The 22,431-nt window shown below is 44.9% G+C and carries 19 protein-coding genes; 9 read left to right on the plus strand and 10 right to left on the minus strand.

Annotated features, from left to right (window positions below; translation table 11 throughout):
• Positions 1 to 241 precede the first annotated feature (241 nt).
• Genes RH89_RS25545 through RH89_RS25555 form a run of 3 tightly spaced genes read right to left on the minus strand, consistent with a single transcriptional unit; the run spans position 242 to position 2,939 of the window.
• On the minus strand, positions 242 to 1,207 hold the full coding sequence (locus tag RH89_RS25545; RefSeq protein ID WP_004408314.1) for a transketolase family protein: 966 nt from the start codon (positions 1,205 to 1,207) through the stop codon (positions 242 to 244).
• Positions 1,204 to 2,037, minus strand: coding sequence for a transketolase (locus tag RH89_RS25550; protein WP_004408321.1), 834 nt, complete (start codon positions 2,035 to 2,037; stop codon positions 1,204 to 1,206). The genes RH89_RS25545 and RH89_RS25550 overlap by 4 nt, the downstream gene beginning before the upstream one ends.
• Positions 2,034 to 2,939, minus strand: a complete 906-nt coding sequence (locus RH89_RS25555) for a MurR/RpiR family transcriptional regulator (RefSeq protein WP_004408322.1) — start codon at positions 2,937 to 2,939, stop codon at positions 2,034 to 2,036. The genes RH89_RS25550 and RH89_RS25555 overlap by 4 nt, the downstream gene beginning before the upstream one ends.
• Before the next feature lie 249 nt (positions 2,940 to 3,188).
• On the opposite strand from RH89_RS25555, the gene RH89_RS25560 reads away from it, so the two are divergent.
• From RH89_RS25560 to RH89_RS25585, 6 genes are all read left to right on the plus strand, one after another.
• Positions 3,189 to 4,346: an AGE family epimerase/isomerase gene (locus RH89_RS25560; RefSeq protein WP_004408323.1), complete on the plus strand. Its 1,158-nt coding sequence runs from the start codon at positions 3,189 to 3,191 to the stop codon at positions 4,344 to 4,346.
• Positions 4,347 to 4,464: 118 nt separating this feature from the next.
• On the plus strand, positions 4,465 to 5,079 hold the full coding sequence (locus tag RH89_RS25565) for an alpha-ketoglutarate-dependent dioxygenase AlkB family protein (protein ID WP_004408325.1): 615 nt from the start codon (positions 4,465 to 4,467) through the stop codon (positions 5,077 to 5,079).
• A 158-nt stretch (positions 5,080 to 5,237) separates the two neighbouring features.
• Positions 5,238 to 6,800: a diguanylate cyclase gene (locus tag RH89_RS25570; protein WP_004408327.1), complete on the plus strand. Its 1,563-nt coding sequence runs from the start codon at positions 5,238 to 5,240 to the stop codon at positions 6,798 to 6,800.
• A gap of 569 nt (positions 6,801 to 7,369) precedes the next feature.
• Positions 7,370 to 7,885 carry a YgjV family protein gene (locus RH89_RS25575; protein ID WP_004408328.1) on the plus strand — a complete coding sequence of 172 codons (516 nt, stop codon included), beginning with the start codon at positions 7,370 to 7,372 and terminating at the stop codon, positions 7,883 to 7,885.
• A gap of 139 nt (positions 7,886 to 8,024) precedes the next feature.
• Positions 8,025 to 8,894 (plus strand): DMT family transporter, encoded by an 870-nt coding sequence (locus RH89_RS25580; RefSeq protein ID WP_004408329.1) that lies wholly within the window; start codon positions 8,025 to 8,027, stop codon positions 8,892 to 8,894.
• Positions 8,895 to 9,013: 119 nt separating this feature from the next.
• On the plus strand, positions 9,014 to 9,703 hold the full coding sequence (locus tag RH89_RS25585) for a YoaK family protein (RefSeq protein WP_004408331.1): 690 nt from the start codon (positions 9,014 to 9,016) through the stop codon (positions 9,701 to 9,703).
• Positions 9,704 to 9,789: 86 nt separating this feature from the next.
• Here the strand turns inward: RH89_RS25585 and ppnP are convergent, their stop codons facing one another.
• The 3 genes from ppnP to RH89_RS25600 form a co-directional block, all read right to left on the minus strand.
• Positions 9,790 to 10,071 (minus strand): pyrimidine/purine nucleoside phosphorylase, encoded by a 282-nt coding sequence (gene ppnP / locus RH89_RS25590; RefSeq protein WP_004408333.1) that lies wholly within the window; start codon positions 10,069 to 10,071, stop codon positions 9,790 to 9,792.
• Between the two features lie 72 nt (positions 10,072 to 10,143).
• On the minus strand, positions 10,144 to 10,989 hold the full coding sequence (locus tag RH89_RS25595) for an alpha/beta hydrolase (RefSeq protein WP_004408335.1): 846 nt from the start codon (positions 10,987 to 10,989) through the stop codon (positions 10,144 to 10,146).
• A gap of 113 nt (positions 10,990 to 11,102) precedes the next feature.
• Positions 11,103 to 11,693 (minus strand): TetR/AcrR family transcriptional regulator, encoded by a 591-nt coding sequence (locus RH89_RS25600; protein WP_004408337.1) that lies wholly within the window; start codon positions 11,691 to 11,693, stop codon positions 11,103 to 11,105.
• A 287-nt stretch (positions 11,694 to 11,980) separates the two neighbouring features.
• On the opposite strand from RH89_RS25600, the gene RH89_RS25605 reads away from it, so the two are divergent.
• Both RH89_RS25605 and RH89_RS25610 read left to right on the plus strand, forming a co-directional pair.
• A complete protein-coding gene (locus RH89_RS25605; protein WP_004408339.1) occupies positions 11,981 to 12,928 on the plus strand; it encodes an AEC family transporter in 948 nt (315 codons plus the stop codon).
• Between the two features lie 140 nt (positions 12,929 to 13,068).
• The gene (locus tag RH89_RS25610; RefSeq protein ID WP_004408340.1) at positions 13,069 to 14,100 is read left to right on the plus strand and encodes an acyltransferase; all 1,032 of its coding nucleotides are present in this window, start codon (positions 13,069 to 13,071) and stop codon (positions 14,098 to 14,100) included.
• On the opposite strand, the gene RH89_RS25615 is transcribed toward RH89_RS25610, so the two are convergent.
• The 3 genes from RH89_RS25615 to RH89_RS25625 all read right to left on the minus strand — a co-directional run bounded on the left by RH89_RS25615 (position 14,097) and on the right by RH89_RS25625 (position 17,354).
• Positions 14,097 to 15,224, minus strand: coding sequence for a hybrid sensor histidine kinase/response regulator (locus RH89_RS25615; RefSeq protein WP_004408342.1), 1,128 nt, complete (start codon positions 15,222 to 15,224; stop codon positions 14,097 to 14,099). The two genes, RH89_RS25610 and RH89_RS25615, sit on opposite strands and share 4 nt — an antisense overlap.
• Before the next feature lie 230 nt (positions 15,225 to 15,454).
• Positions 15,455 to 16,462 carry an ABC transporter permease gene (locus tag RH89_RS25620; RefSeq protein WP_004408345.1) on the minus strand — a complete coding sequence of 336 codons (1,008 nt, stop codon included), beginning with the start codon at positions 16,460 to 16,462 and terminating at the stop codon, positions 15,455 to 15,457.
• Positions 16,455 to 17,354 carry an ABC transporter ATP-binding protein gene (locus tag RH89_RS25625; RefSeq protein WP_004408353.1) on the minus strand — a complete coding sequence of 300 codons (900 nt, stop codon included), beginning with the start codon at positions 17,352 to 17,354 and terminating at the stop codon, positions 16,455 to 16,457. The genes RH89_RS25620 and RH89_RS25625 overlap by 8 nt, the downstream gene beginning before the upstream one ends.
• 679 nt (positions 17,355 to 18,033) lie before the next feature.
• On the opposite strand from RH89_RS25625, the gene RH89_RS25630 reads away from it, so the two are divergent.
• Positions 18,034 to 19,872 (plus strand): methyl-accepting chemotaxis protein, encoded by a 1,839-nt coding sequence (locus RH89_RS25630; RefSeq protein ID WP_244410443.1) that lies wholly within the window; start codon positions 18,034 to 18,036, stop codon positions 19,870 to 19,872.
• Between the two features lie 68 nt (positions 19,873 to 19,940).
• Here the strand turns inward: RH89_RS25630 and glgB are convergent, their stop codons facing one another.
• Positions 19,941 to 22,115 (minus strand): 1,4-alpha-glucan branching protein GlgB, encoded by a 2,175-nt coding sequence (glgB, locus tag RH89_RS25635; protein ID WP_004408356.1) that lies wholly within the window; start codon positions 22,113 to 22,115, stop codon positions 19,941 to 19,943.
• Positions 22,116 to 22,431 lie beyond the last annotated feature (316 nt).

Below are 22,431 nucleotides of genomic sequence, written 5' to 3' on the forward strand. Positions count from 1 at the left end.
AATGTCTGGGTTGTTCTTTTCAAAAGCCTCAATAGACTTCTGCATGGTTCCTTGAACAAACCACGACCAGACTGTAACTGTCTCTTTCGCTGATAATGGTGCACTCAGTAACGCTATGAAGAGTGTAGAAAGAGATATTATCCTTCGACTTTTCATTTTGCTGAACTCCTTTTCCATAATTAGCTACTGGCGACTCATCCTTACCGCTACATGAATTGCCAGAAGGCAAATTCGCCGACACTCACGATATCAATGCCGACAGTTTTTTCACCAGCGGATCACCCGCCAGTTCAAATGCTTCTAGTAGTGCATCTGGGTGACCGGACTCTCCAAATCTGTCCTGAACGCCTATCCGATGCAAAACGTGGGAATGGGCACGGGCATCGAGCAATTGACTCACCGCATCCGCCAGCCCACCATGAATTGAATGCTCTTCGACTACTGCAACAGGGGCATCAGTGTTCATCACGATATCCGCGAGTTCGCCACCTAAAGGTTTAATGCGAGTCACCGCTACCACCTGAACTTTGAGACCCTTCTCTTCCATCACTTTTGCCGCATCCAGCAGCTTTGAGGTTAATGTTCCTGTGGTGATGACCATTAAGTCACTGCCCGGCTTCAAAACCCGATATGCCGGTGTTTCATTTTTTGGTTTGGACTTTTCAGTCAGCAAGGTGGGAGACGGGAAGCGTGAGAGCCTGACATAAGTTGGACCTTCGTGAGCCATGATGTCATTCACCACCCACGCCAGATCATTGGCATCAATGGGAGAATAGACCCGAATGTTTGGGATTGACCTCATGATGGCGATGTCTTCTACCGCCTGTTGCGTTGCGCCGTCTTCCCCTAAATTGATTCCCCCGTGAAATCCAAAGAACTTAACGTTCAGTTTTGGGTAAGCCACGGAAATGGCAATTTGGTCGCATGCTCGTCGTGTCAGAAAAGCCGCGAAAGTATTCACAAACGGAACCAGCCCCATGGTAGAAAGCCCTGCCGCGATACCGACCATATTCTGCTCAGCAATTCCGATGTTGAGGGCGCGATTCGGGTACTGGCTGGCAAACTCAGCAGTCTTGGTGGATTTAGACAAGTCGGCGTCCAGCATATAGACATTTTCATGGGCGTTACCGACAGACATAATGGTTTTTGCGTATGCGTCTCTTAGTGAGACCAAGCTATTGGGTTCAAACGGAGTTTCAATATTCATGATGACATCACCTCTTTGCAGGCTGCCTGATACTCTTCATCACTCAATGCATGACTGTGCCAGTCCACCTGATTTTCCATAAACGACACGCCAGCACCTTTAGTTGTATTGGCAATCACTACTTTGGGTTTATCTGCCAACTCATCAGAAGTTGCCCACTGAATAGCACCCAACACTTCTTCCATTGACTGACCATCCACTTCGTACACCGCCCACCCAAACGACTCCAGCTTCTCGCGGTAAGGCATCAGGTTCTGAATGTCTTCCACCCTTCCGTCGTTCTGAATGCCGTTTGCATCGAGAATGGCGACTAATTTTCCTAACCCGGCACTTCCGGCGTAAGCGATCGCTTCCCAGACCTGGCCACTGTTCATCTCACCATCACCCAGAACGACAAACGCAAAGTGCGAGCTATTGATGTCTTGCAGAGCAATTGCCTGCCCAAGCCCGACCGATAACCCCTGACCAAGTGAGCCGGTCGACATTTCAATTTCAAGCAGACGAGAGCGATCCGGATGCCCTTGAAGCCTTGATCCTAGTTGTCGCAACGTTTTCAGTTCATCTACGGGAATCAAACCAGCCAAAGCAAGGACAGAGTAAAGGGCAGGAACGGCATGTCCCTTCGATAAAATGATGTGGTCCCGATCGGTTGTGTGAATCCATTGAGAATCAGGCTTTACTCGCCCGAGATAAAGTGCGACCAGTATTTCTATGCAGGACAGACTTCCACCGGGGTGACCGGATCCAGACGCGTATATCTGATCAAACACGTATTTTCGAGCGAGCCTCGCAGACTCCTCTAACTCTGATATCTGAGAATGCTGTGTCATGTTTTTGTCCTTTTGGTTTCTTTCAAGAGTTTTCCACGATCCAACGCCCGATTAACTTGATCAGCTATAACCACTCTGCTTGGAGAATCGACGACAAGGCATTGATAAATAACTTCATTAAACATAATTTGCATCATTCGGTTCATCGCCGCGTCCATACCATACAGCCCGGTTCCCGGAGGAGTCAGAACCGTCAGATCCGCCATTTCATCGAGCTGAGATCCCGACTTTGCAGTCACCACTAACAGCTTGCTGTTGCGCTCTTTAACGGTATGAGCCACCTCGACCATTTCCCGAGTAACACCCGAGTAAGAAATGATGATGGCAAGGTCACTTTCTTCCATCAGTGACGCCTTAACCAACTGGGTGTGGCAATCCAAATCACAATGAATGGATAATCCAATGCGAAGTAATCGCTGATACAAATCGAAAGCTGCAATCGCCGACTGCCCTACTCCGAACGTAATGATTCTGCTAGCTGCAAGAATTTCGTTTAACGTATTCTCCAGCACGTCAGACTGCTCCAGCATGTCTGAGAAACGCAATGCGCGAACGGAACAATTGCCAAACACTTTATGGGCCACCTCTATCGCCGTATCACTGGCTGACAAGTCTGGCGAGCTTTCTGGGCTTGACTCAACCTGCGCTTTCATTGCCCTGCTGCTTTTCAGAATTTCCATCCTGAGTTCTCGCTGCCCGGTGTAGCCGAACCTTTTTGCAAGACGCCCGATGGTGGCTCTGCTGGCGTTGGCATTCTGGCAAATTTCGTCCGTGCTCAATGTCGCCAGCTTGTATTCCGATAGAGAAAGCAAGTACTCCACTAAACGACGCTCTGTTGGACTGACTTTGCTTTGAGTCATTCGGTGAATAAGGTTTTCGTTCGATAAATTTGAATCTGTCATTGGCTCTTAGCTTTAACTCAAAATGAATCAAATTGAGTCATTTTTATTGATAATATAGTTAATATGATTTATAACGACTCACATTGCAACTGTTCAATAAATGACCAATATCGCATTTTTGAAAATCAGTTCGAAAACCCACGCAACGTAACTAAGTGCCTTTCTAAAGCTGTTTCGTTGTGGAATTTCTGATGAATCACGGTTCATTGCTGAACACTTAATGACGTAGGTCGAACTCATGGAGGAGTAATGGAAAGCATTGAATTTCAAGCAGCTCGGTGTCGCCGATGGCTAGAGCAACATGCGTTACCGTTATGGCTTGGAAAAGGTTTTGACGAAAAAAACGGGCTCTTCGTCGAAGGGCTTTTGACACCGGGACAAGCGTACTTTGAACCGGGAATTCGATTCAGGGTGCAGCCTCGACAAGTGTATGTCTATTGCCATGCAACGAAGTTGGGCATGATCGATGGACTCCCTCAAATTGAATCTGCCGTAACGAAAGGATTTCCAAAGTTTGAATCAGAAAACGGAGGCTATTTCTTTTCAATCAATAACAAACGAGATCCTCACAGCATGGAGACCGAAGCTTATGATATTGCCTTTGCACTCTTGGGCTACGCATGGCACTTCAACCTGACCAATAGCCAGCAAAGTAAACACCAACTGGAATCCATCTTTGAATGGTTAGAGCAGTATCTGTCGGACAGGCAAAACGGAGGGTATTTTTCTTCCGATACCAACAGAGTGTTGCGAAGTCAAAACCCACACATGCACCTTTTTGAGGCGACTTTGGTTTGTTATCAATTTACTCAAGATCAACGCTGGCTATCTAGAGCAAAAAACCTTTATCACTTGTTTAAAAGCAAATTTCTGGGCACAAATTGCCTGCAGGAGTTTTTTGACTCTCAGCTGAACCCTAAGCATGAGAAATCAGAGCGTATCGACCCCGGTCATCACTATGAATGGATATGGCTTTTAAACCAGTATCGAAACATGACAGGGGAAGAGACCGGGCAGGAAATTCATAAGCTGCAGCAGTTTGTTAATCTGCACGGACACAACGAAAATGGCTTAGTGAGAGACGAGGTGCTCATTGACGGTGAAACCCTTCGTTCTACATCCAGACTGTGGTGCCAGACAGAATACCTTAAGGCGCAAATTGCACTGTGGGAAACAGACAGGCTGAATACATACCGAGTTGGCATTTCTGAAGCAGTGAACAACATATTCAAGTTCTATCTAGACGAAGCAGAACACGGGCTATGGATTGATCAGGTGGATGAAAATGGATTACCTATTCACTACAAAAGCCCAGCCAGCACCTTTTATCATCTATTTCTCGCCTTTTCTGAATTGATTAGGGTTGCTTCAGAATCACACTCTGATAAGTCGGAAAAAACATACTGAATCCTGTACCTCATAATCCACTTTTTACTCTCTCAATATTTGTTAAAGTTGATGGGTTCAAAACGATATTGAATGCGAAAAGCGGTAAAACTTGAGAGTAAATCAACCACAGGAGGAGGTGCAGTTGCAAAACTATGACTTGTTCGCAGAGGAAAGCGGTCGTTGGTTCGAATTCCCAAACGCAAAAATCTACTGGGATCCCAATTTTCTTACTGAGTTAAATGCCAATAAATTGCAAATCAAGCTCACTGAATCCCTTCCATGGAAGCAGGAAATGATCACTTTGTTTGGAAGAAAAGTACTCCAACCTCGCCTACAGGCTTGGCATGGCGACGCATCTTATACCTATTCGGGGTTAACGATGAACCCTCACCCGTGGACACCTGAACTTCGAGCTTTAGAGAAAAGTTGCCGCCAAATTTCAGGGATGACCTTCAATTCGGTGCTTGCAAACCTGTATCGTGACGGCAGCGACTCTATGGGCTGGCATCAGGACAATGAACCAGAGTTAGGCACCAACCCGATAATTGCTTCAGTGTCTTTGGGAGATACGAGGCGCTTTGCTCTTAAACACAAACATCTGGATGAAAAACAAGAATTTAATTTAACGCATGGCTCCCTTTTGATTATGGCGGGCGAAACTCAACATTATTGGTTGCACTCGGTTCCAAAAACAAAAAAGGCGAAGAAACAAAGAATTAACCTCACATTCCGCCATGTTATTGATAAATAAAAACTTTCATTCTCTCAATAAAAATACGTATTATGAAAAAAGTATTGAAGTCGGTGATACTGCGTCAAGAATTCATAATAATTTCACTGAGCCACTTATTAAATAAATTAGCATATGCAAATATAGGGTTATCGTAATTCTGCTGGTTCTCAAACTCCATGTTGGTCAAACTTACTCGTATTCAGGCGTTGCTCGTTTTATTTACGACATGCTTAGGAAGCTTAAGCTCCTGGTTTGTCTATAGCATCGCTGCGACTGTCGAGAAGCAAAATGTTGAAACCAGCTTGTATGAAATTGCTTACACTCAAGCCCTTGAAGCACAGTACCTGCTAGATAATGTCACAGGGCTGCTCGAGTCATACGGGGCCTTGTTTTCAGCGTCTGAGCAGGTGTCGCGCAAAGAATTCGCTCAATTTTCACAAATCATGCTTCGTGCCCAGTACAACATTCTGGCGATACAGTGGGCACCCAAGATAACCGAAGCGGAAAGGCTTCTTGTTGAATACAACTTAAAGCAGGAAGGGTACGCCCCGAAAGGCTTTTTCACGACCAACAGCAATGCATCGCAAACGCTGAAAGCTCCAGATCAAGCCGTATACTTTCCAGTCATGTATACCGAGCCTCTGCAACCCAACAAAAAAGCCATTGGGTTAGAGCTGGCTAATCGCCCATACAACGAACACGCCATTCGTCAATCGGCGATGTTCAGACGCATTCATGCCACCAGCCCATTTTCGATTGTTCAAGATCCAGATGGTCCACTCGCAACCGCCATCTACTTTCCAGTATTTCAGCAGCATGAGAATCACAGAACTCTGGATAAGAACGTTTTTCCACCAGACAATTTGAAAGGCTTTGTGATAATGCTGGTAAAGCCTGAACGTTTGCTTCTGAACAATCTGGCAAATCGGGACCACATTCATTTCGTATTGAGTGATGTGACTCGTGACACCAACAAACGTATCTTTCCTCTGGTGAACGATGAACCCGATGGTCATCTTTCTTACAGTTTTCCGCTAACATTGCCCGGCAGAACATGGCAATTGGACATTCATTTCACCCAAACCATGCCTATTCTCTGGATCCCCTACCTTGTCTTATTTGCATTTTCTGCACTGACATTAGTTGTTTTAAGTGCGATGGTTTATAGCTTTTACAAAACGTCTGTCATCTCAGATGCCAACGAGCAGCTTCAAAGGCAAAAAGAAGTGTTGCAGGATTTGGCGATGAAAGATCCGTTGACAGGATTAGTAAATCGCTTGAGTTTGCAGGAGCAGGTTTCGAACCTAAAGCTAGAACCCCAGCAAGTTACGGCACTTTGCCTGCTTGATCTCGACAACTTCAAACACATTAATGATCGTTTTGGTCATCAACAAGGCGATAAGTTTTTAAAACAGATAGCTTCTATTATTAGTGAACACTTTGAAGGGATAGGGATTACATCGCGACTCGGCGGTGACGAATTCGTCTTTTTGTTAACGGAAGCCCAATCTCACGAACAGATTGGTCAGCTTTTACAGTCTCTGCTGACTAAGATTGAGCATGTTTGCTCCTGTGGAGAGCATACCTGCGACGAGCATCCGGTGTCCGCAAGCATTGGTGTGGTGATGACCGCAGGTCCGATCCGCGAGTTCGAGCAGCGCCTCAATCAAGCGGACAATGCGATGTATATGGCAAAAAGAAACGGGAAAAATCGTTTCTATATTACCTCTGAAGTGTGATGTTCATTTTTTACTTCTAAAAAGAAAACCCCAACACTTTCGTGTTGGGGTTAAGTTTTTCTGGCAGCGTTCCAGCTACTTAACGCATCCCGCGTCATTCACTCCATCAATGTTGCAACATCCTGCTGCCTGTCCGTTACGCGCCTTCCAAAGCGGTGTCCATTTGTATCCTTACCCTCGCTATTCCTGTAGCGAAGCAACCTATTCCGTAGGTATATCCAAATTCTTCCGTGCGCGTCCCTGATGACTGTCCTTTGTATATAAAGCTTCGTGCTTTATTCCAATTTAACTGCTCTTTCCTTAGAACAGCGTCGTATCCTGTCGACATGAATAATATTAGCTCCGGATTGAGTTTTTTCTGGCTAACCAGAGCAAAAACCTTTTAATAACTTATAAGTAACATCTAATATTCTTAATAATATTCAGAGGGTTATTAAGTCAGCGCTTTAATGTAGCATCAGAAACTTTCACCATTTCCTACAGCATTTGTGAGAGATTTCCTACATAGAGTTTCCATTTTTTATTATCATGCGTTTTTAGTCAGTATGCGCTAGTTCACAAAAATAATTATGCTTGACCAATTGTCCGAGATCCCCCAACTGGTGGGCTTTATCGCCTTTCTGTTTGGGTCGGCTGCGTTTGCCCATAAATGCAGCTACCGCATGAGAATCCATCTCGCTTTATTCCAGGTATTACTGGTTGCCCATTTCGTATTGATGGATGCAATGACTGCAGCAACCACCTGCGCAGTGAGTGTCCTGAGGATCTACTTTTCTACTCGCACTCAGTCGTCGTTTCTAATGTGGGTATTTATCGGTCTAATCTGGGTTCTGGGTTTACCAAACGCTTCAGAACCTCATCAATATCTCACGCTTTTGAGCACATCGATTGCTACATGGGGAATGTACAAATGGGAAGGGCTGGCGATGCGTGGCACCGTTCTTCTCAACACTTTGTGCTGGCTGATTCACAATCTGATTCTTGGTTCAGTCGGTGGAATTCTTATGGAAAGCACATTTGCAATAATCAATGCCATCACCATGTTCCGGCTCTATAAAAGCCAGCGAGCCACCCTTTCTCCATAGAGCATTAAACTTTGGTCGAGGTGAAATAATCAGCCATTTGCTATATGGTCGTTAATGCTAGTTGATTAAAAGGACATTAATTTTCAACGTGCTAGCCTACGTTGACGAGAGCAACCATAGCCAAAGCCAAGGAGAGTGAATGAAGGCAGTAATGTGGATGATGGGAACATTATGTTCGTTCACCTTTATGGCAATTTCTGCCAGAGAATTGGGTGAAGCGTATACGCCCGTTCAACTGGTCTTCACTCGCAGCGTTATTGGACTGATTCTGGTCTCTCTGTTATTGGCGCATTTTCGTCAGTTTCATTTAGTAAAATCGCCTAAAATGGGCATCCACCTTGGAAGAAATCTCATCAACTTTGTGGGGCAGTATTCATGGTTTGTCGGCATATCCCTTTTACCGCTTGCCAATGTGTTTGCCTTGGAATTCACAGTACCACTCTGGACACTTCTGATTGCGTGCTGGTTTCTCAATGAATCATTTACCAAGGTAAAAGCTTTTTCTTTGTTGCTCGGGTTTATTGGAGTTCTGGTGATCGTTAAACCGGGGGCAGATATTTTCGACCCGGCATCATTTGTTGTCATCCTGGCTGCGATCAGCTTTTCAACCGCTTACGTGTGCACTAAATATCTCGCCGAAACAGAACCGCCGCTGGTGATCATATTTTTAATGTGTTTGATTCAGCTCCCCATTGGGTTGGTCTTGTCTTATCAAGACTGGCAGATGCCAATGGGCATCGAATGGCTACACCTCTTTATTGTTGGTCTGACTGGTTTAACTGCCCATTTCTGTATTGCGAGAGCCATGTTGTATGCCGATGCAGGGGTGGTCGTCTCCCTCGATTTCTTCCGCTTACCTATTATTGCTGTTGTGGGCATGTGGCTTTACAACGAAACGCTAGACTGGTGGGTTTTGTTGGGAGGCATTCTAATGCTGGCGGGCAATATTCTGAATATGCGCAGTCAACGCTCAGCAAACGGAAGTTCAAAACCAGCGGAAAGTGCCTAGAAACCGCGAACGACAATCGATTGCTGTTGCCCTGGATCAATCCAACGTAGTTTTCTGGCACACACTTCTTATTTCAGCGTTAATATAGCTTTCTTTCTCAAGCAGGCTGGTTGTTTCATATGCTAACTCGATTACCCCCTTGGGTTGAATATGGTGCCTTTTGTCTGGCAGCCATCGCAGGTATCGTCAATGCTATTGGCTTATTAGGGTTCCAGCATCAATCCGTATCGCACCTTTCGGGTACGCTTACATTACTCGGGACTGAGTTACTTTCATCTCCTGCCAGTTCACTGCATTTACTCTGGGTCGTCCTCTCCTTTTTAGCCGGTGCTGCAGTGAGTGGGCTACTCATTCAAAACACGGCATTGAAGCTGGGTCGTCACTACGGCATTGCACTTGTTCTGGAAGGCATACTCTTAAGCCTGGCAGCATGGGTTCTTACCAAAGGATCCATTTCTGGCCACTATTTAGCCTCTGCGGCTTGCGGATTACAAAATGCCATGGTGACAACCTACAGCGGAGCGGTAGTCCGTACCACTCATATGACTGGCATTATTACTGATTTAGGGTTGCTGCTCGGGGCTCGGCTGAGGGGTGAAAAACCTGATCGTAGGAAACTCGGCTTATTTATGGCGCTTCTTTTTGGATTTGTAATCGGTGGGATTTTGGGGGCTTATCTGTTTTCGATATGGGCGTTTAACGCGTTACTTTTCCCAGCCTTTTTCGCCTTTAGTGTCGCTGGAGCCTATTCGTTCAAACTGGCTTTGAGCGCAAAAAACGAAAAAAACCTGATCCAACTGTTCTGGTAAGCCGTATCAGGTTTCGATCTTTATTTGTTTTTCCGCCACATAGACTGCTCCGGCGTATCCCTACGACGGCTATGTGGCTTCTTTTTTTACAGGTACTCGCATAGGTAAGCGGTTGGCTGCTCTACCTTAAGGTCAAATGATGAGTTACGTGGGACATCAAAGGACTCACCTGACGCGTATGTTATCCATTCTTCGGAACCGATGACACGAACGGTCAAATCGCCTTTCACGACTGTCATTCTTTCGGGTGCTTCAGTTCCAAAGGTATATTCACCTACTGCCATCACTCCAACACTTAAATTTTGATTCGCCTGCACAAACCCGAGTGATTTAACCTTGCCGTCAAAATAGGTATTTTCAGTAATCATTTTTCTTCCTTGTGTTTGAATTACTGATTGTTTTTACCTTGTTCCGTAAAAATGTGCAAGCCAGTGTTTTAGTTACAGCAAACCATCAAATGCCTTCATGACTTCTGGGGATTTCATTACCCTGCCGTGCCCTTGTCCGGTCGTCGTCACCAGTTGAACACGTTCAGCTTCTTCACCGGCTTTTTCCGATACCGAATATGGCGTAAATTTGTCATCAATATCATGAACGATGACACACGGCGTTTTTCTTGCCATTAGACGAGCATAGGGATCGATGGATTGTATAGGAAAGTTATATTGACGCTCCACCTCACCAACCACCGCATTGAATAGTCTCATTGAGTACCCTGAACGACGAATACTAGAGAACAGATTTTCCAGGTAGTTCAGAACGGGAGCAACAAGAATGATTGGGCAGTTTTCTGCCTTTTGGTGTCGGCTCTCAAGCACTGAAGCCGTCCCCATACTATGTCCAATGATGCCCGCAAATTCATCCACACTGTCAAGCACGGTATCCAGCCCCTCAACAAACGCGGGTATATGCCCTACCTCCCCTTCACTTTCACCATGCGCTGGGTGGTCATACGCCAAAGCTGTGTATCCTTTGGAAGCGATGTGTTCCATTAGTGGAAAGAACTGGTTAGAACTGCCTGACCACCCATGGGTAAGCACCCAGACAGGTCCGCTCCCTAACTGATAGGTGGAAAGCTTGCCATGGCTGGTCGTTACCGTACCTTTGATTAGCCCTTGTGGTGTGGGATTTTTAGGTGCCAGTCTGGCGGGAGTCAGCAACACCTTTCGCGCTGTCTTCATCGCATGTTTTGGCGCAAGGGTGTGGTGAAGACGCGTTGTACAGTTCACCAGACTTCGCTTCAGGCTGAACTTGTTGGATGCGTTAAAATAAATCTTCTCACTCATGGTGTTGTCATTCCCTTAAAATAGAACGCTCGTACTATTTATAGTTAAAAAAATGGACTGGTTAACCAGTCTTGTCTTTATTTTGTCTTTGGTTTTAGGGTCTGCTGACCCTGCTATTTCCGCCAGTGATCAAACAGGAAATTCACGCTCAACCAGAAACGTTCACGGCTCACTTGCTCACCCTCTACAGAATAAAACAGCTGACTACTCAGATAAGCACCGTAGAGCTGAAAAACTGCCTGTTTTGCATCCAGATCGACCATAAAAATGTTTTTCTCTTTCGCTTTCTCGACCTGGATTTCAAGGTAATGAAGCCATTTTTCAATACCAGCAACCAGGCTCTTCTGGATAGCATTTCCCTCTTCAGCATCGCTACGCCATGCATCAAGAAACATGCAGCTCCCCTGAAAGGAGTGATTCCAGGTCAGCCAATTTTCAAGCAGCAACCGGATTTTGGCTTCTATATCGTCTGAATACTTTGTTCTTGCAGGTTCAACGACCCGCTGCGCAAAAATCAGGTTCGCATACTCAATCACGGTAACCTGCAAGTTCTCTTTAGAATTAAAGTGCGCGTAAAGACCACTTTTGGACATACTGCAATGCCTGGCTAACTCACCAATCGTCAGACTTTCCAAGCCGTCTTGGCTGGCGACATGGAATGCGGTTTTCAGTATGTTTTCTTTGGTCAGTTTGCCTTTACTCATCAGAACTCTCAAAAGTGACAAAGCGAACGAATCAGTTCGCGCTTTTTATTAATAGCACAGTCGTTCTTTTTTACAACCTGTATTTAATCTCAACCACGCTAAGAATGGTAAAATGATATGACATCTTATTGAAATTATTACTCAAAGATATAATGATAGTTTAAACATCTTTGTGATTCTTGCTTGTCATTGGGCACCAAAACCGCGAAACGATGGCATCTCTGTTACCGAGAAGATACATTTGTATCCAAATCACTTTGAACATCGCATATTTCTAGGAAGTCTTTATGCTCGAACAGCTCGCTTTTTCTGCCAGTATCACCGGACCTATCTGTTTAATGTTGGTGCTTGGTGTCTTTCTTAAACGAGCGAATCTTATCAACGAAGAGTTTATAGAAACGGCTTCAAAACTCGTTTTTAAGGTCACGCTACCAGCGTTATTGTTTCTGAGCATTGTTCAGTCCGATTACGATGTGGGAAAAAGTCTTCCATTTACCTTGTATGGATTGACCGCGAATCTGGTGTTTTTTCTGTTCATGTTTGCTTCAACCAAAATGTTCTTTAAAGATTCCAGTGACATAGGCGTTATTGTCCAAGGCGGATTCCGTTCTAACTTAGCTATTATTGGCTTGGCCTACATGGCAAATATGTATGGGGAACAAGGTGTCGCAAACGCAGCGCTTTATGTAGGTGCCGTTACCGTTCTCTACAATATTCTGGCGGTCATTGCATTAAGCCCAAAACAACAAGATTCGAAGTTGAAAGCCTTTTCCATGTTTGGAAAATCGATCACTAAGAATCCGCTGATCATCGCTATTCTGCTGGGTTTTGTATGTTATGCACTGTCCGTACCCATTCCTGAAATCGTCTCACATGCTGGCGGTTACTTTGCAGACATGACGCTACCACTAGCTCTTCTTTGTACTGGCGGTTCCCTGAACCTTCGCTCGCTCAAAAAAGAAATCAACTCCACCTGGTTTTCCGCGGTTCAGAAGCTCTTTTTGTGCCCACTGATTATAGTCGGAGGCGGATTGTTACTGGGGTATCGTGGGATGGAGTTAGGGTTGCTGTTCTTTATGACGGCATCACCTACCGCAGCTGCAAGCTATGTGATGGCAAGAGCTATGGGAGGAAACCCCACGTTAGCCGCCAACATCATTGCACTGACTACAGTAGGTTCATTACTCACCTGCTCTGTCGGAATTGCAATGCTGACTCATTTTGGCTTGATGTGAATGTCAATTTATCCGCATCTGGCAACTTTCGTTTCATTAAGAACTCTTAATCTAACCCATTTCGTTTTATGACGTGGCTCAGCGTAACCTAATGAAATACTGGGTAAAGTCGAGAAATAAATCCTAAGAGTGAGTTCTTTATGTCGTTAGTTCATTCCAATAAAATTGCCAGTTTGGAGCTGGGTCGACTGATAGCCATGTTTGCTATCATATTTCTTCATAGCCAATCGCTCAATCACCCAAACGCCAGCGATGCGGTAATCTGGACGGGTTACGCTCTCAATCAGCTTTCCCGTTTTGCTGTACCTTTTTTCTTTTTGCTCTCAGGGTTTCTTATTCAACCCAAGTTAAGCCACGATCCTTTTACCACACTCAAAAACTACAGTTTGCCCTTGATTCAGGTCTGGTTAGTGTGGAGTGTCATTTGCCTGCTAATACCATTTAACTGGCACGCCTTCTTAACAGATGGGTATATTGCAGAACGCAGTGGGTACTGGGAATGGCTATTACAAAACCCTCTAAACACTTTCTTTGAAGGCGGGCTGGTACACTTATGGTTTATCCCCGGTTTGCTTTGTGCCGTGGCAATTATTGCCGTGGGCGTACGCTTTAACTGGACGAGAGGACTTATCCTGATTGCTGGCGGTCTTTATGTGTTTGGTGTTCTGGCCGGAAGTTATAGAGAAGTCACGGGAATAGAATTCCCAATTTTCACGCGGAATGGGCCATTTTTCAGCACATTAATGGTACTGATTGGCTTTGAAATTCGTCGGTTGAATCTGACGATGAACATTCAGTCAGCCATCATCGTAGCTTTGGTTGGATTGTCACTTCATATGGGAGAAGCCGAGATTCTGACTGCCTATGGAACGCCATTTAATACTCATGATTTTCTGGCGGGCACACCAATCTGGGCAACAGGATTATTCTTCATCCTGCTGGCAAATCCAGACTGGGGACGTCGCGAATGGGTGATGAGCCTGTCTAAGCTGGTGCTAGGGATCTACGTGGCACATCTTCCTATTCAGATTCTGGTCGACAATCTGGTCCGTTTTGCAGGATTGGAAGCGTTCACCCGAGATTTTGTATTGGTGAGCGGAACACTCATTTGCAGCGTATTGTTTGTGTGGAGCCTGTCTAAGACTCCTCTCAAAAAAGTACTGTTCCGTTAACTAAGGCTGCTGATAGGAATACGGATATCATAATACAGACCACGATCTCCACTGGAAGCAAACAGAGTTCCGTGAAGGTTGATGGTCACCAGAGTATATAAAACCGAGGCACTCAGCCCAATGTGGCGAGTGCTTCCTTTTTTTGTCGTAAAGAACGGTTTGAACAGGTTCGTCAGAACATCGGTACACACACCATTGCCGTTATCCCAATATTCCATGCACAGTTCTTGATCTTCAATGCTGACGTTCAGATTCACGACCCTTTCGAATATATTCTCAAAGGCGTGATGTATCGAATTGGTCAGCAACGTGGATACAATCTGGAAAATAGGGCTTGGGTCAATATCGATTTCATCCTCACCGCTGAACACTTCCATCTCGATATTTTGCTCTTCCAGTTTTGGACGAAGTAAGGACGCACATTGCATCAAATAGTGATTCAGTTTTACTGCTCTGACCCGATGTTCAAGCTGATCCACAGCCACAGTTTTAAAGGCATCGACCTGTTTGGAGGCTGTGGCGATGTTCCGACTACTCATTTCCAGGCTCGATTCCGCAGCTTTAAAAAACTCATTCAGTTCTTTGCCGGTTAAAGTCTGATTCTGGGAGGAACGAATGACAGTCTGCAGCAGGTCAGAAAGGTGTGAAGACGCTGTTGTGGCAACACCTAATGGGGTATTCAGCTCGTGGGCAACCCCAGAAACCATTTCACCAATAGCAGCAACCACTTCACGGTTCACCATTGCCTGATGGGATTTCGCCAAATTCAGGTGGGTTTTTACTCTGGCGGTCACCTCTTCACTTCGATAGGGCTTGTAAATGTAGTCCACACCACCAGCATTGAGCGCATCGACAACAAAATCTATTTCAGAATGAGCACTAACGAAAAGGATCGGAATACCGCTCAGCGCAGGGTGAGACTTGATTTCTCTGCATGCTTCAATCCCACTCATTTCAGGCATATTGATGTCCATCAGAACCATGTCAGGAGTGTTCGTCAGCATTCCCTGAATGGCTTGCTCTCCCGATGTTGCTGCCCGCACTTTGTAGCCTTCTGTCACCAATATCTTTCGCAATACATGCAAATTCTCAGCAACATCGTCCACAATGAGTATCTCGCTCATTTGCCACCCCCCAAAATCCTTTTCGAAATAGCCCAAAGGTATGATTCAAATAATTTAAATATAGGTGATATTTTTCATCTGAGATCAAAAACGGAGGCGAAAACACCTCCGTTTGGTTAAATCCTCACTGAATAGCCATCATCTTGCCAAAATGCCATCTCTTTCGATGTGGGCTCTTGATACTCAGTCTATTGGGATGAAAAGTTTCTACTGAACGTATCAATGAAGCGTTAACGGGCTTCTCCCTGCCATTTGAAGAAGTAAGCTCCAGCAAGAAGAAAGACAACCGTCATCAGGGCAAGCGTTACAAGGTGTCCCCATATATCTGCGATTCCTGCACCATCCAGCATGACTGCTCTGGCGGATTCCAGCATGTGCGTCAGCGGGAAAATCTTGGTCATTTCCTGAATAAACTGAGGACTGCCTTCAAGTGAGAACCAAACACCCGATAGCATCATCATTGGCCACGAAATCAAATTGAGCATTCCCCCGATGAATTCTTCAGATTCAGAACGGCAGGCAATTAACAGCGCAAGAGAGATGATGGAAGACGTTCCAAGGAATGCCACCAGAAACAGAGTAAAAAAGCTGCCAAGCATATAGAAATCGAAAATCAGGTGGCTACCTATGAATATACCTGAGCTGATAAACATAACTATGACGAGACGGGACAAAACCTGAGCAGACAAAAACTCGATGGCTCTCAAAGGTGTCGCATTGAGCCGTTTTAGTACCGAGTTTTTCCGGTAACGAACAATCACATATCCAACACCAAACAAACATGAGAACATCATATTTACACCTAAAATACCTGGAACTACCCAATCTAAATATCGAATGGCTTTTCCGTCTATTGTGTATTTTATAAATTCAGGTTGTTGTCCTAAGAGTAATTTTTCAACAATGTATCCGCTCGAAGAGGATTGATTTATCCAATATGCTTTCTGGTTAAAATCAACCAACAGGTCAATCTTATGTTGTTGCAATTTAAGCTCAGCATTTTTACCGTCTTTATATTCTATAAACTCTAAATATTTCAATTCTTGAAATGGTGTCGAAGTTTCATGTGACAGATTTATTACACCCACCTTATACAAAACCTTATTTTCGTCCGAAAAGACAAACGCAAAACCAATCACCATTAATATTGGAAAAACCAAATTCCAACCCAATGCACTTCGATCTCGCATAAACTCATAATTTCGTGCGACAAGCACGGCTAAAAATCGGCTAAACATTTTCGCTTTCCTCTTCTATTAGCGTGTGCCCGGTCAGCTTTATAAACAGGTCGTCCAGATTTGCGGATTTAACTTGCAAACCTTCCAGAGAAATATTGGATGACATTAAGTTTGTGAGCGTTTTTTCTACGTTTTCTGACTGAATAAAACAGCGCCCTTCCGAATAATGCACCGACTCGCCATTCAAAGAGGCGTTAGCGGTATGCGATTCTGGCAGGCTGATAAGTGCGCCAGAGAAATGTTGAGTCAAAAGGTTGTCCGGCGTATCCATCGCAATGATGTTGCCTTTGTTCATAATGGCTATTTCATCACACAGATATTGTGCCTCATCCATATAATGCGTGGTAAGCAACACTGTTTTGCCATTAGCTTTGATTTTATTCACCAAATCCCAGAATAAGCGTCGGCTATGAGGATCGAGCCCCGTCGTTGGCTCATCCAGAAAGATCAGCTCTGGGTCGTTAATGAGTGCTAATGCCAGAAGCAGCCTTTGCCTCTGCCCGCCTGAAAGCTTTCGGTGATCCTGAGAAACAAAATCCGATAACTGACATAAGGAGACTAACTCGTCATAAGGCATGGAACGGCTATAAAACGCGCTAAACATCTTGAGTGTTTCTTCTACTGTAAGGTAATCCTGCAATGCCGTATTTTGAAATTGGATGCCAAGTCGGTGATACACATCTTTAGTGATGGGCTTACCGCGATATCGAATTTCGCCGCCTGTAGGCTGCATTATTCCTTCTAGCATTTCCAGGGTCGTCGTTTTCCCTGCTCCGTTTGGACCCAGTAAGCCAAAACATGTCCCTTGCCTTACACCGAAGCTGACCTCTTCAACGGCAACAACAGATTTGAATCGCTTATGCAGCGATACCGCTTCTATTTGATATTCCATATGGTTTTCTGCCCACTGTCTTCCAGGTTTTTCTTATGAGTTGAACCAGTATATACCCAAGTCTCTTTGCAAATCACAGGCTAAAGATTGCGCTGAGGTATGTTTTAAACAAAATCTCGAATTAATTCAGGTCAAATGATTATTATTGGTATTTTTCTTGAATAAGCCATGACCTTTAAATGAAATAAACTTTGATGAAAACAATACACCTTGACTCATTTTTGATGTTGTTGGGTACTATCATTCGGTAAATATAGCGAACGTTATTTCATACAAAAGCACAATTAATAACGCCGAAATTATAGGCAAAAATCATTCTGTTAATATATTTTCATATTTTGGTTTACGTATGATTATTATTTCAGCTAGCTCAATCTTGATATTTTTCCACTATTAGATTGCTTTCCATACAACTTATATCATAAGCTAATGATATGTAGACGCTTATTCCATTATTCAGAGAATATTTTTCATATTTTATGTTGAATGTTCCATTTTTTGCTACTTTAGTTATGAGAAGAATAATAAATGCGGCTTTATCTTTTACGGAGAAAAGACAATGGGTTTGGACAATATTTCTATTGCTAAAAAATTATCGATAACGCCGGCTGTGCTGATTGCTATATTAATAGCTATCGCTGTAGTGAGCTCAAATCTGTTAAATGGGTTGTCACAGGATATGAATAAGATTTCCTTTGATTTAGCCCCAGATACTGAGCTAGCAGCGGAAGTAACTGACAGTGTTTACGGCCTGCGCTTAACGGTTAAGAACTTTATAAAAACGGGGAAACAGGAGTTTGTTGATAAATTCGATCAACAAACTGCGTCGTGGACTGAAGACATGACTCGCGCTTACAAGGAGATTCAAAATCCTGAGCGGGTAAAAATGTTGAAAGAAATTGAAGAAATGAAGTCGACTTACCTTTCCACATTTAAAGGTACAGTGGTCACCAATATGAACAGCCGTAACGATCTTGTTAACGGTACACTCAATGCTAACGGTCCACAGATTGAACGTAAACTTACCAAGGTAATGGACACAGCTAAACGCGACGGAGATGTCGTGGCGGCTTACCATGCCGGACGTGCGATACGTGCTCTTTTACTTTCCCGTCTTTACGTATCCAAGTTCCTGGTTGAAAACCAACCTGCACAGGTAGAGCGCTTCAACAAAGAATTCAATGCTTCAGAGAAAGAGTTAGACACACTACTCGGAACGCTTGAGAATCCAGAGCGTCGTCGCCTAACTACTGAAGCCAAGGAGCTATTAAATCAGTATGAGGCTGCTGCAAATAGCGTCTCGCAAATGATTTATGACCGAAACGATGGTATCAAGATTTTAGATACTGTAGGTCCTCAAATTGCGCTCAAGGTTGCCGAACTTAGAGCTTCTATAGGTGGTTCGATGGGCGACGCTGCCAATCACGCCAAATCAAATACGGAAACATCAACATCATTGCTGTTCATGCTAGCGGCAGCGGCGGTGATTGTTGGTATTCTCGTCTCTTTTGTGGTGACAAAAGCCATTACCAGCAAAATTCAGTCTACTAACGATGTGCTTAAAGACATTGCGCAGGGTGAAGGTGACCTGACCATTCGTATCCCTGTAAACGGCAGTGACGAACTTGCATTGCTGGCGAGTAACTACAATACGTTTGCTGAGAAACTTCAAAAGACCGTCACTGAACTGAACACCGCCTCTTCCAGTATGCTTACCTCTGCGCAAGAGTTGACAGTGAAGGCAAGCAGTACGCAACAGGAAGTGCGTGAGCAGCAATCTCAGGCTCAACTGGCAGCCTCTGCGATGACAGAGATGTCAGCAAGTGCGCAAGAAGTGAGCAACAGCGCTCAGCAAGCCGCTGAACTCTCACAGTCTACTGCTGAAGCAGCATCACAAGGTACAAGCGTTGTGGTTGAAGCAGCTACTTCGATGCAAAGTCTGTCTCAACAAATCTCTGACGCAAGTGACACAGTAGAGCAAGTCCGCTCAGACAGTGAGCAGATTGGTACGGTTCTGGACGTTATCAGAAGCATTGCAGAACAAACCAACCTGTTAGCACTGAACGCCGCTATCGAGGCTGCTCGTGCAGGTGAACAGGGTCGTGGATTTGCGGTGGTAGCCGATGAAGTTCGCTCTCTGGCATCCAGAACGCAGGAATCGACTGAAGAAATTCAGAACATCATCGTCAGCTTGCAACAACGCTCTGAAAGTGCGAGTCAGGCAATGACGAAGAGCCGCTCAAATGCAGAAGAAACCGCTGCTCAAGTTCAGTCTGCCGAAGAAGCACTGACTTCCATCGACGGCTTTATCGCTCAAATCAACGACTCTATCGGTCTGATTTCAAGCGCAGCCGGTCAGCAGGCTACCGCAGCTGATGAAGTAAGCGTAAATGTGAATACCATGTCTGATATCTCCGATAAAACACTTACTCAGTCCATGGAAACCACAGACTCAGCAGAGAACCTGAACCAAGTTGGTAATCAGGTAAGCCGTCTGCTAGGTCAATTCCGAGTTTAAGATACCGCAAACAAGAAAGAGCGAGCCAATTGGCTCGCTCTTTTATTTTCATCTGGTTATAACGCGACTTATTTTAGCTTATAGAACACCGTCGAAAGCGGCGGAATGCGTAAGTTCAGTGACTGATCCAGCCCTTCACTTTCCACTTTTTCCGTTTGAACAACTGAGTGAACATCAAACCCACTGCCGTTGTACTTAGTGTCGTCCGTGTTCAATACCAATTCGTATGCCCCTTCATTGGGAACACCAAGCCTGAATCGCTCATGTGGAACAGGCGTAAAGTTGGAGACAATCAAGATACGCTCTCCAGACTCACTGATTCGCTCATGAGCAAGAATACTCGCATCTTTAGCATCCTGCAGTCGCCACTCAAAACCTTCAGGGTCACTGTCCTGATCGTGTAACGCTTTTTCTTTCCGGTAGAGGAAATTCAGGTCGCGAGTCAGATCCTGCACTCCTTTGTGGCGGTCAAATTGCAATAAGAACCATTGCAATTGATCGTCATGGTTCCATTCGGCTGTCTGACCAAATTCCGCGCCCATGAAATTCAGTTTCTTCCCAGGCTGACCATACATATAGCCTATGTACGCTCGAAGGTTAGCCGTTTGCTGCCATTCATCACCGGGCATTTTATTGTGAATAGAACCTTTTCCGTACACGACTTCATCATGAGACAGCGATAACACATAGTTCTCGCTGTGTGCATAAACTAGTGGGAATGTGATGGTGTCGTGGTGGTATTTTCTATGCACTGGGTCTTCTTTAATGTACGAGAGACTGTCGTGCATCCACCCCATGTTCCATTTGAAGCCGAATCCCAGACCACCCATAAATGTGGGAGCGGAAACTCCGGGAAATGCCGTGGATTCCTCTGCAATGGTCATGGCGTTTGGAAAATGCTTATACACTTCCTCATTCATCCATTTCAGAGTAGCAATGGCATCGTAGTTTTCGTTTCCACCATCCATATTAGGTAACCATTGGTCGTGGTTACGGGAATAGTCGAGATAAAGCATGGAGGCAACCGCGTCCACACGAATACCGTCTATGTGGAATTGTTCAAACCAGTACAATGCATTAGAGACCAGGAAGCGACGTACGTGCTCTTTTCCCATGTCATAGATGAATGAATTCCAGTCTTGGTGCCAACCCCTACGAGGGTCAGGATCGTGGAAAAGTGGCGTACCATCAAAATTCGCCAGACCATGATCATCTGACGGGAAATGGGCAGGAACCCAGTCCAACACCACACCAATATTTACCTGATGGCACTGATCGACGAAATATTTGAAATCATCCGGTGAACCGAATCGGCTGGTTGGTGCAAACAAGCCAACAGGCTGATACCCCCAAGATCCGTAAAACGGATGTTCTGATACTGGCATCAGCTCGACATGGGTGTAACCGAGATCCACCAGATAAGGAATCAACTGGTCAGCAAGTTCACGATAATTAAGAAACTCACCGTTCTCGTTTCGCTTCCAGGAACCGGCATGAAGTTCGTAGAAAGAGAGCGCTTCTTTTCGCTTTTGGGTGACTGGGCGTTGCTGCCACGTTTCATCCTGCCAGTCGTATCGGCGGTGATCATAAGTCAGCGACGCAAATGATGGATGCTGCTCAGAATGGAAACCCCAAGGATCGGCTTTGTGTGGCAGCCCTTCCCCGTCAGGACCTTTCATTTCAAATTTGTATTGAGTGCCTTCTGGCAGGTCAGGGATAAATAGCCCCCAGATACCGTAATCCAGCTTTTGCAGTGGATGCCTTCTGCCATCCCAGTAGTTAAAAGCACCAACGATGCTTATCGCACTGGCGTGAGGCGCGTAGACCAAAAAGCGAGTCCCGTTGACCTGCTTTCCACCGCGTTCGAGGGAGATAAACTGAGCACCAAGCTGATGGTACATCTGTTTGGGGGTATGTAAATCTTCGTACTCTGCGTATAACGCGTGATACTGATATGGGTCATCGACGATCTGTTCCGTGCCAGACCAGTCAACCGCTAAGCGATAATGAACATGGTTCAGGTCCATATCGCCTTTCAACACAAAACCGCTGTTCTCTTCTCTTTCAAGTGGAATGCGGTTTTGATCTTCTAATACCAACTGAACATTGTCTGCACCCGGAATCCAGATTCTTAACGCGATACCTTCTTCCTGACTAAACGGCCCCAGAAAAGAAAATGGATCGGCAAATGCAGCTTGCGAAAGTTGGGCATAGGCTTGTTTGGATTGTGTTTTATTATTCAACGCCTTGTCCCCTGACGATTATAAATGTGAGCGGTTAAGCCCCTTCCTGATGAATAACATCTGAGCTTGAATCAGACAGCGTTACCGCACAGGTATATTGAAAGCGATTCAGTCTAGCATGGATGCCAGAAAGTGAAAGCCAATGCATATAGCCTAAATCATCATTCAGGCTACTGGCTTTTGTTTAACGCTGCTTTCTAAGTTCTGTTAAACGTTCTGCTAACTGATGGATATTATCCTTGGCAAATATGTCATCCAGATTAGAGGACAACTTGCGACGCCAGTTAGGGTATTCATCAACAGTTCCCGGAATATT

The organism is Vibrio nigripulchritudo ATCC 27043, assembly GCF_000222685.1.
GTDB classification, from domain to species: Bacteria; Pseudomonadota; Gammaproteobacteria; order Enterobacterales; family Vibrionaceae; genus Vibrio; species Vibrio nigripulchritudo.

What these genes read in the sequence shown, in the direction of transcription:
- RH89_RS25545 (WP_004408314.1), bottom strand. Translation starts at nt 1,207, where the DNA reads ATGAATATTGAAACTCCGTTTGAACCCAATAGCTTGGTCTCACTAAGA.
- RH89_RS25550 (WP_004408321.1), bottom strand. Translation starts at nt 2,037, where the DNA reads ATGACACAGCATTCTCAGATATCAGAGTTAGAGGAGTCTGCGAGGCTC.
- RH89_RS25555 (WP_004408322.1), bottom strand. Translation starts at nt 2,939, where the DNA reads ATGACAGATTCAAATTTATCGAACGAAAACCTTATTCACCGAATGACT.
- RH89_RS25560 (WP_004408323.1), top strand. Translation starts at nt 3,189, where the DNA reads ATGGAAAGCATTGAATTTCAAGCAGCTCGGTGTCGCCGATGGCTAGAG.
- RH89_RS25570 (WP_004408327.1), top strand. Translation starts at nt 5,238, where the DNA reads ATGTTGGTCAAACTTACTCGTATTCAGGCGTTGCTCGTTTTATTTACG.
- RH89_RS25575 (WP_004408328.1), top strand. Translation starts at nt 7,370, where the DNA reads ATGCTTGACCAATTGTCCGAGATCCCCCAACTGGTGGGCTTTATCGCC.
- RH89_RS25580 (WP_004408329.1), top strand. Translation starts at nt 8,025, where the DNA reads ATGAAGGCAGTAATGTGGATGATGGGAACATTATGTTCGTTCACCTTT.
- RH89_RS25585 (WP_004408331.1), top strand. Translation starts at nt 9,014, where the DNA reads ATGCTAACTCGATTACCCCCTTGGGTTGAATATGGTGCCTTTTGTCTG.
- ppnP (WP_004408333.1), bottom strand. Translation starts at nt 10,071, where the DNA reads ATGATTACTGAAAATACCTATTTTGACGGCAAGGTTAAATCACTCGGG.
- RH89_RS25595 (WP_004408335.1), bottom strand. Translation starts at nt 10,989, where the DNA reads ATGAGTGAGAAGATTTATTTTAACGCATCCAACAAGTTCAGCCTGAAG.
- RH89_RS25600 (WP_004408337.1), bottom strand. Translation starts at nt 11,693, where the DNA reads ATGAGTAAAGGCAAACTGACCAAAGAAAACATACTGAAAACCGCATTC.
- RH89_RS25605 (WP_004408339.1), top strand. Translation starts at nt 11,981, where the DNA reads ATGCTCGAACAGCTCGCTTTTTCTGCCAGTATCACCGGACCTATCTGT.
- RH89_RS25610 (WP_004408340.1), top strand. Translation starts at nt 13,069, where the DNA reads ATGTCGTTAGTTCATTCCAATAAAATTGCCAGTTTGGAGCTGGGTCGA.
- RH89_RS25615 (WP_004408342.1), bottom strand. Translation starts at nt 15,224, where the DNA reads ATGAGCGAGATACTCATTGTGGACGATGTTGCTGAGAATTTGCATGTA.
- RH89_RS25620 (WP_004408345.1), bottom strand. Translation starts at nt 16,462, where the DNA reads ATGTTTAGCCGATTTTTAGCCGTGCTTGTCGCACGAAATTATGAGTTT.
- RH89_RS25625 (WP_004408353.1), bottom strand. Translation starts at nt 17,354, where the DNA reads ATGGAATATCAAATAGAAGCGGTATCGCTGCATAAGCGATTCAAATCT.
- RH89_RS25630 (WP_244410443.1), top strand. Translation starts at nt 18,034, where the DNA reads ATGAATAAGATTTCCTTTGATTTAGCCCCAGATACTGAGCTAGCAGCG.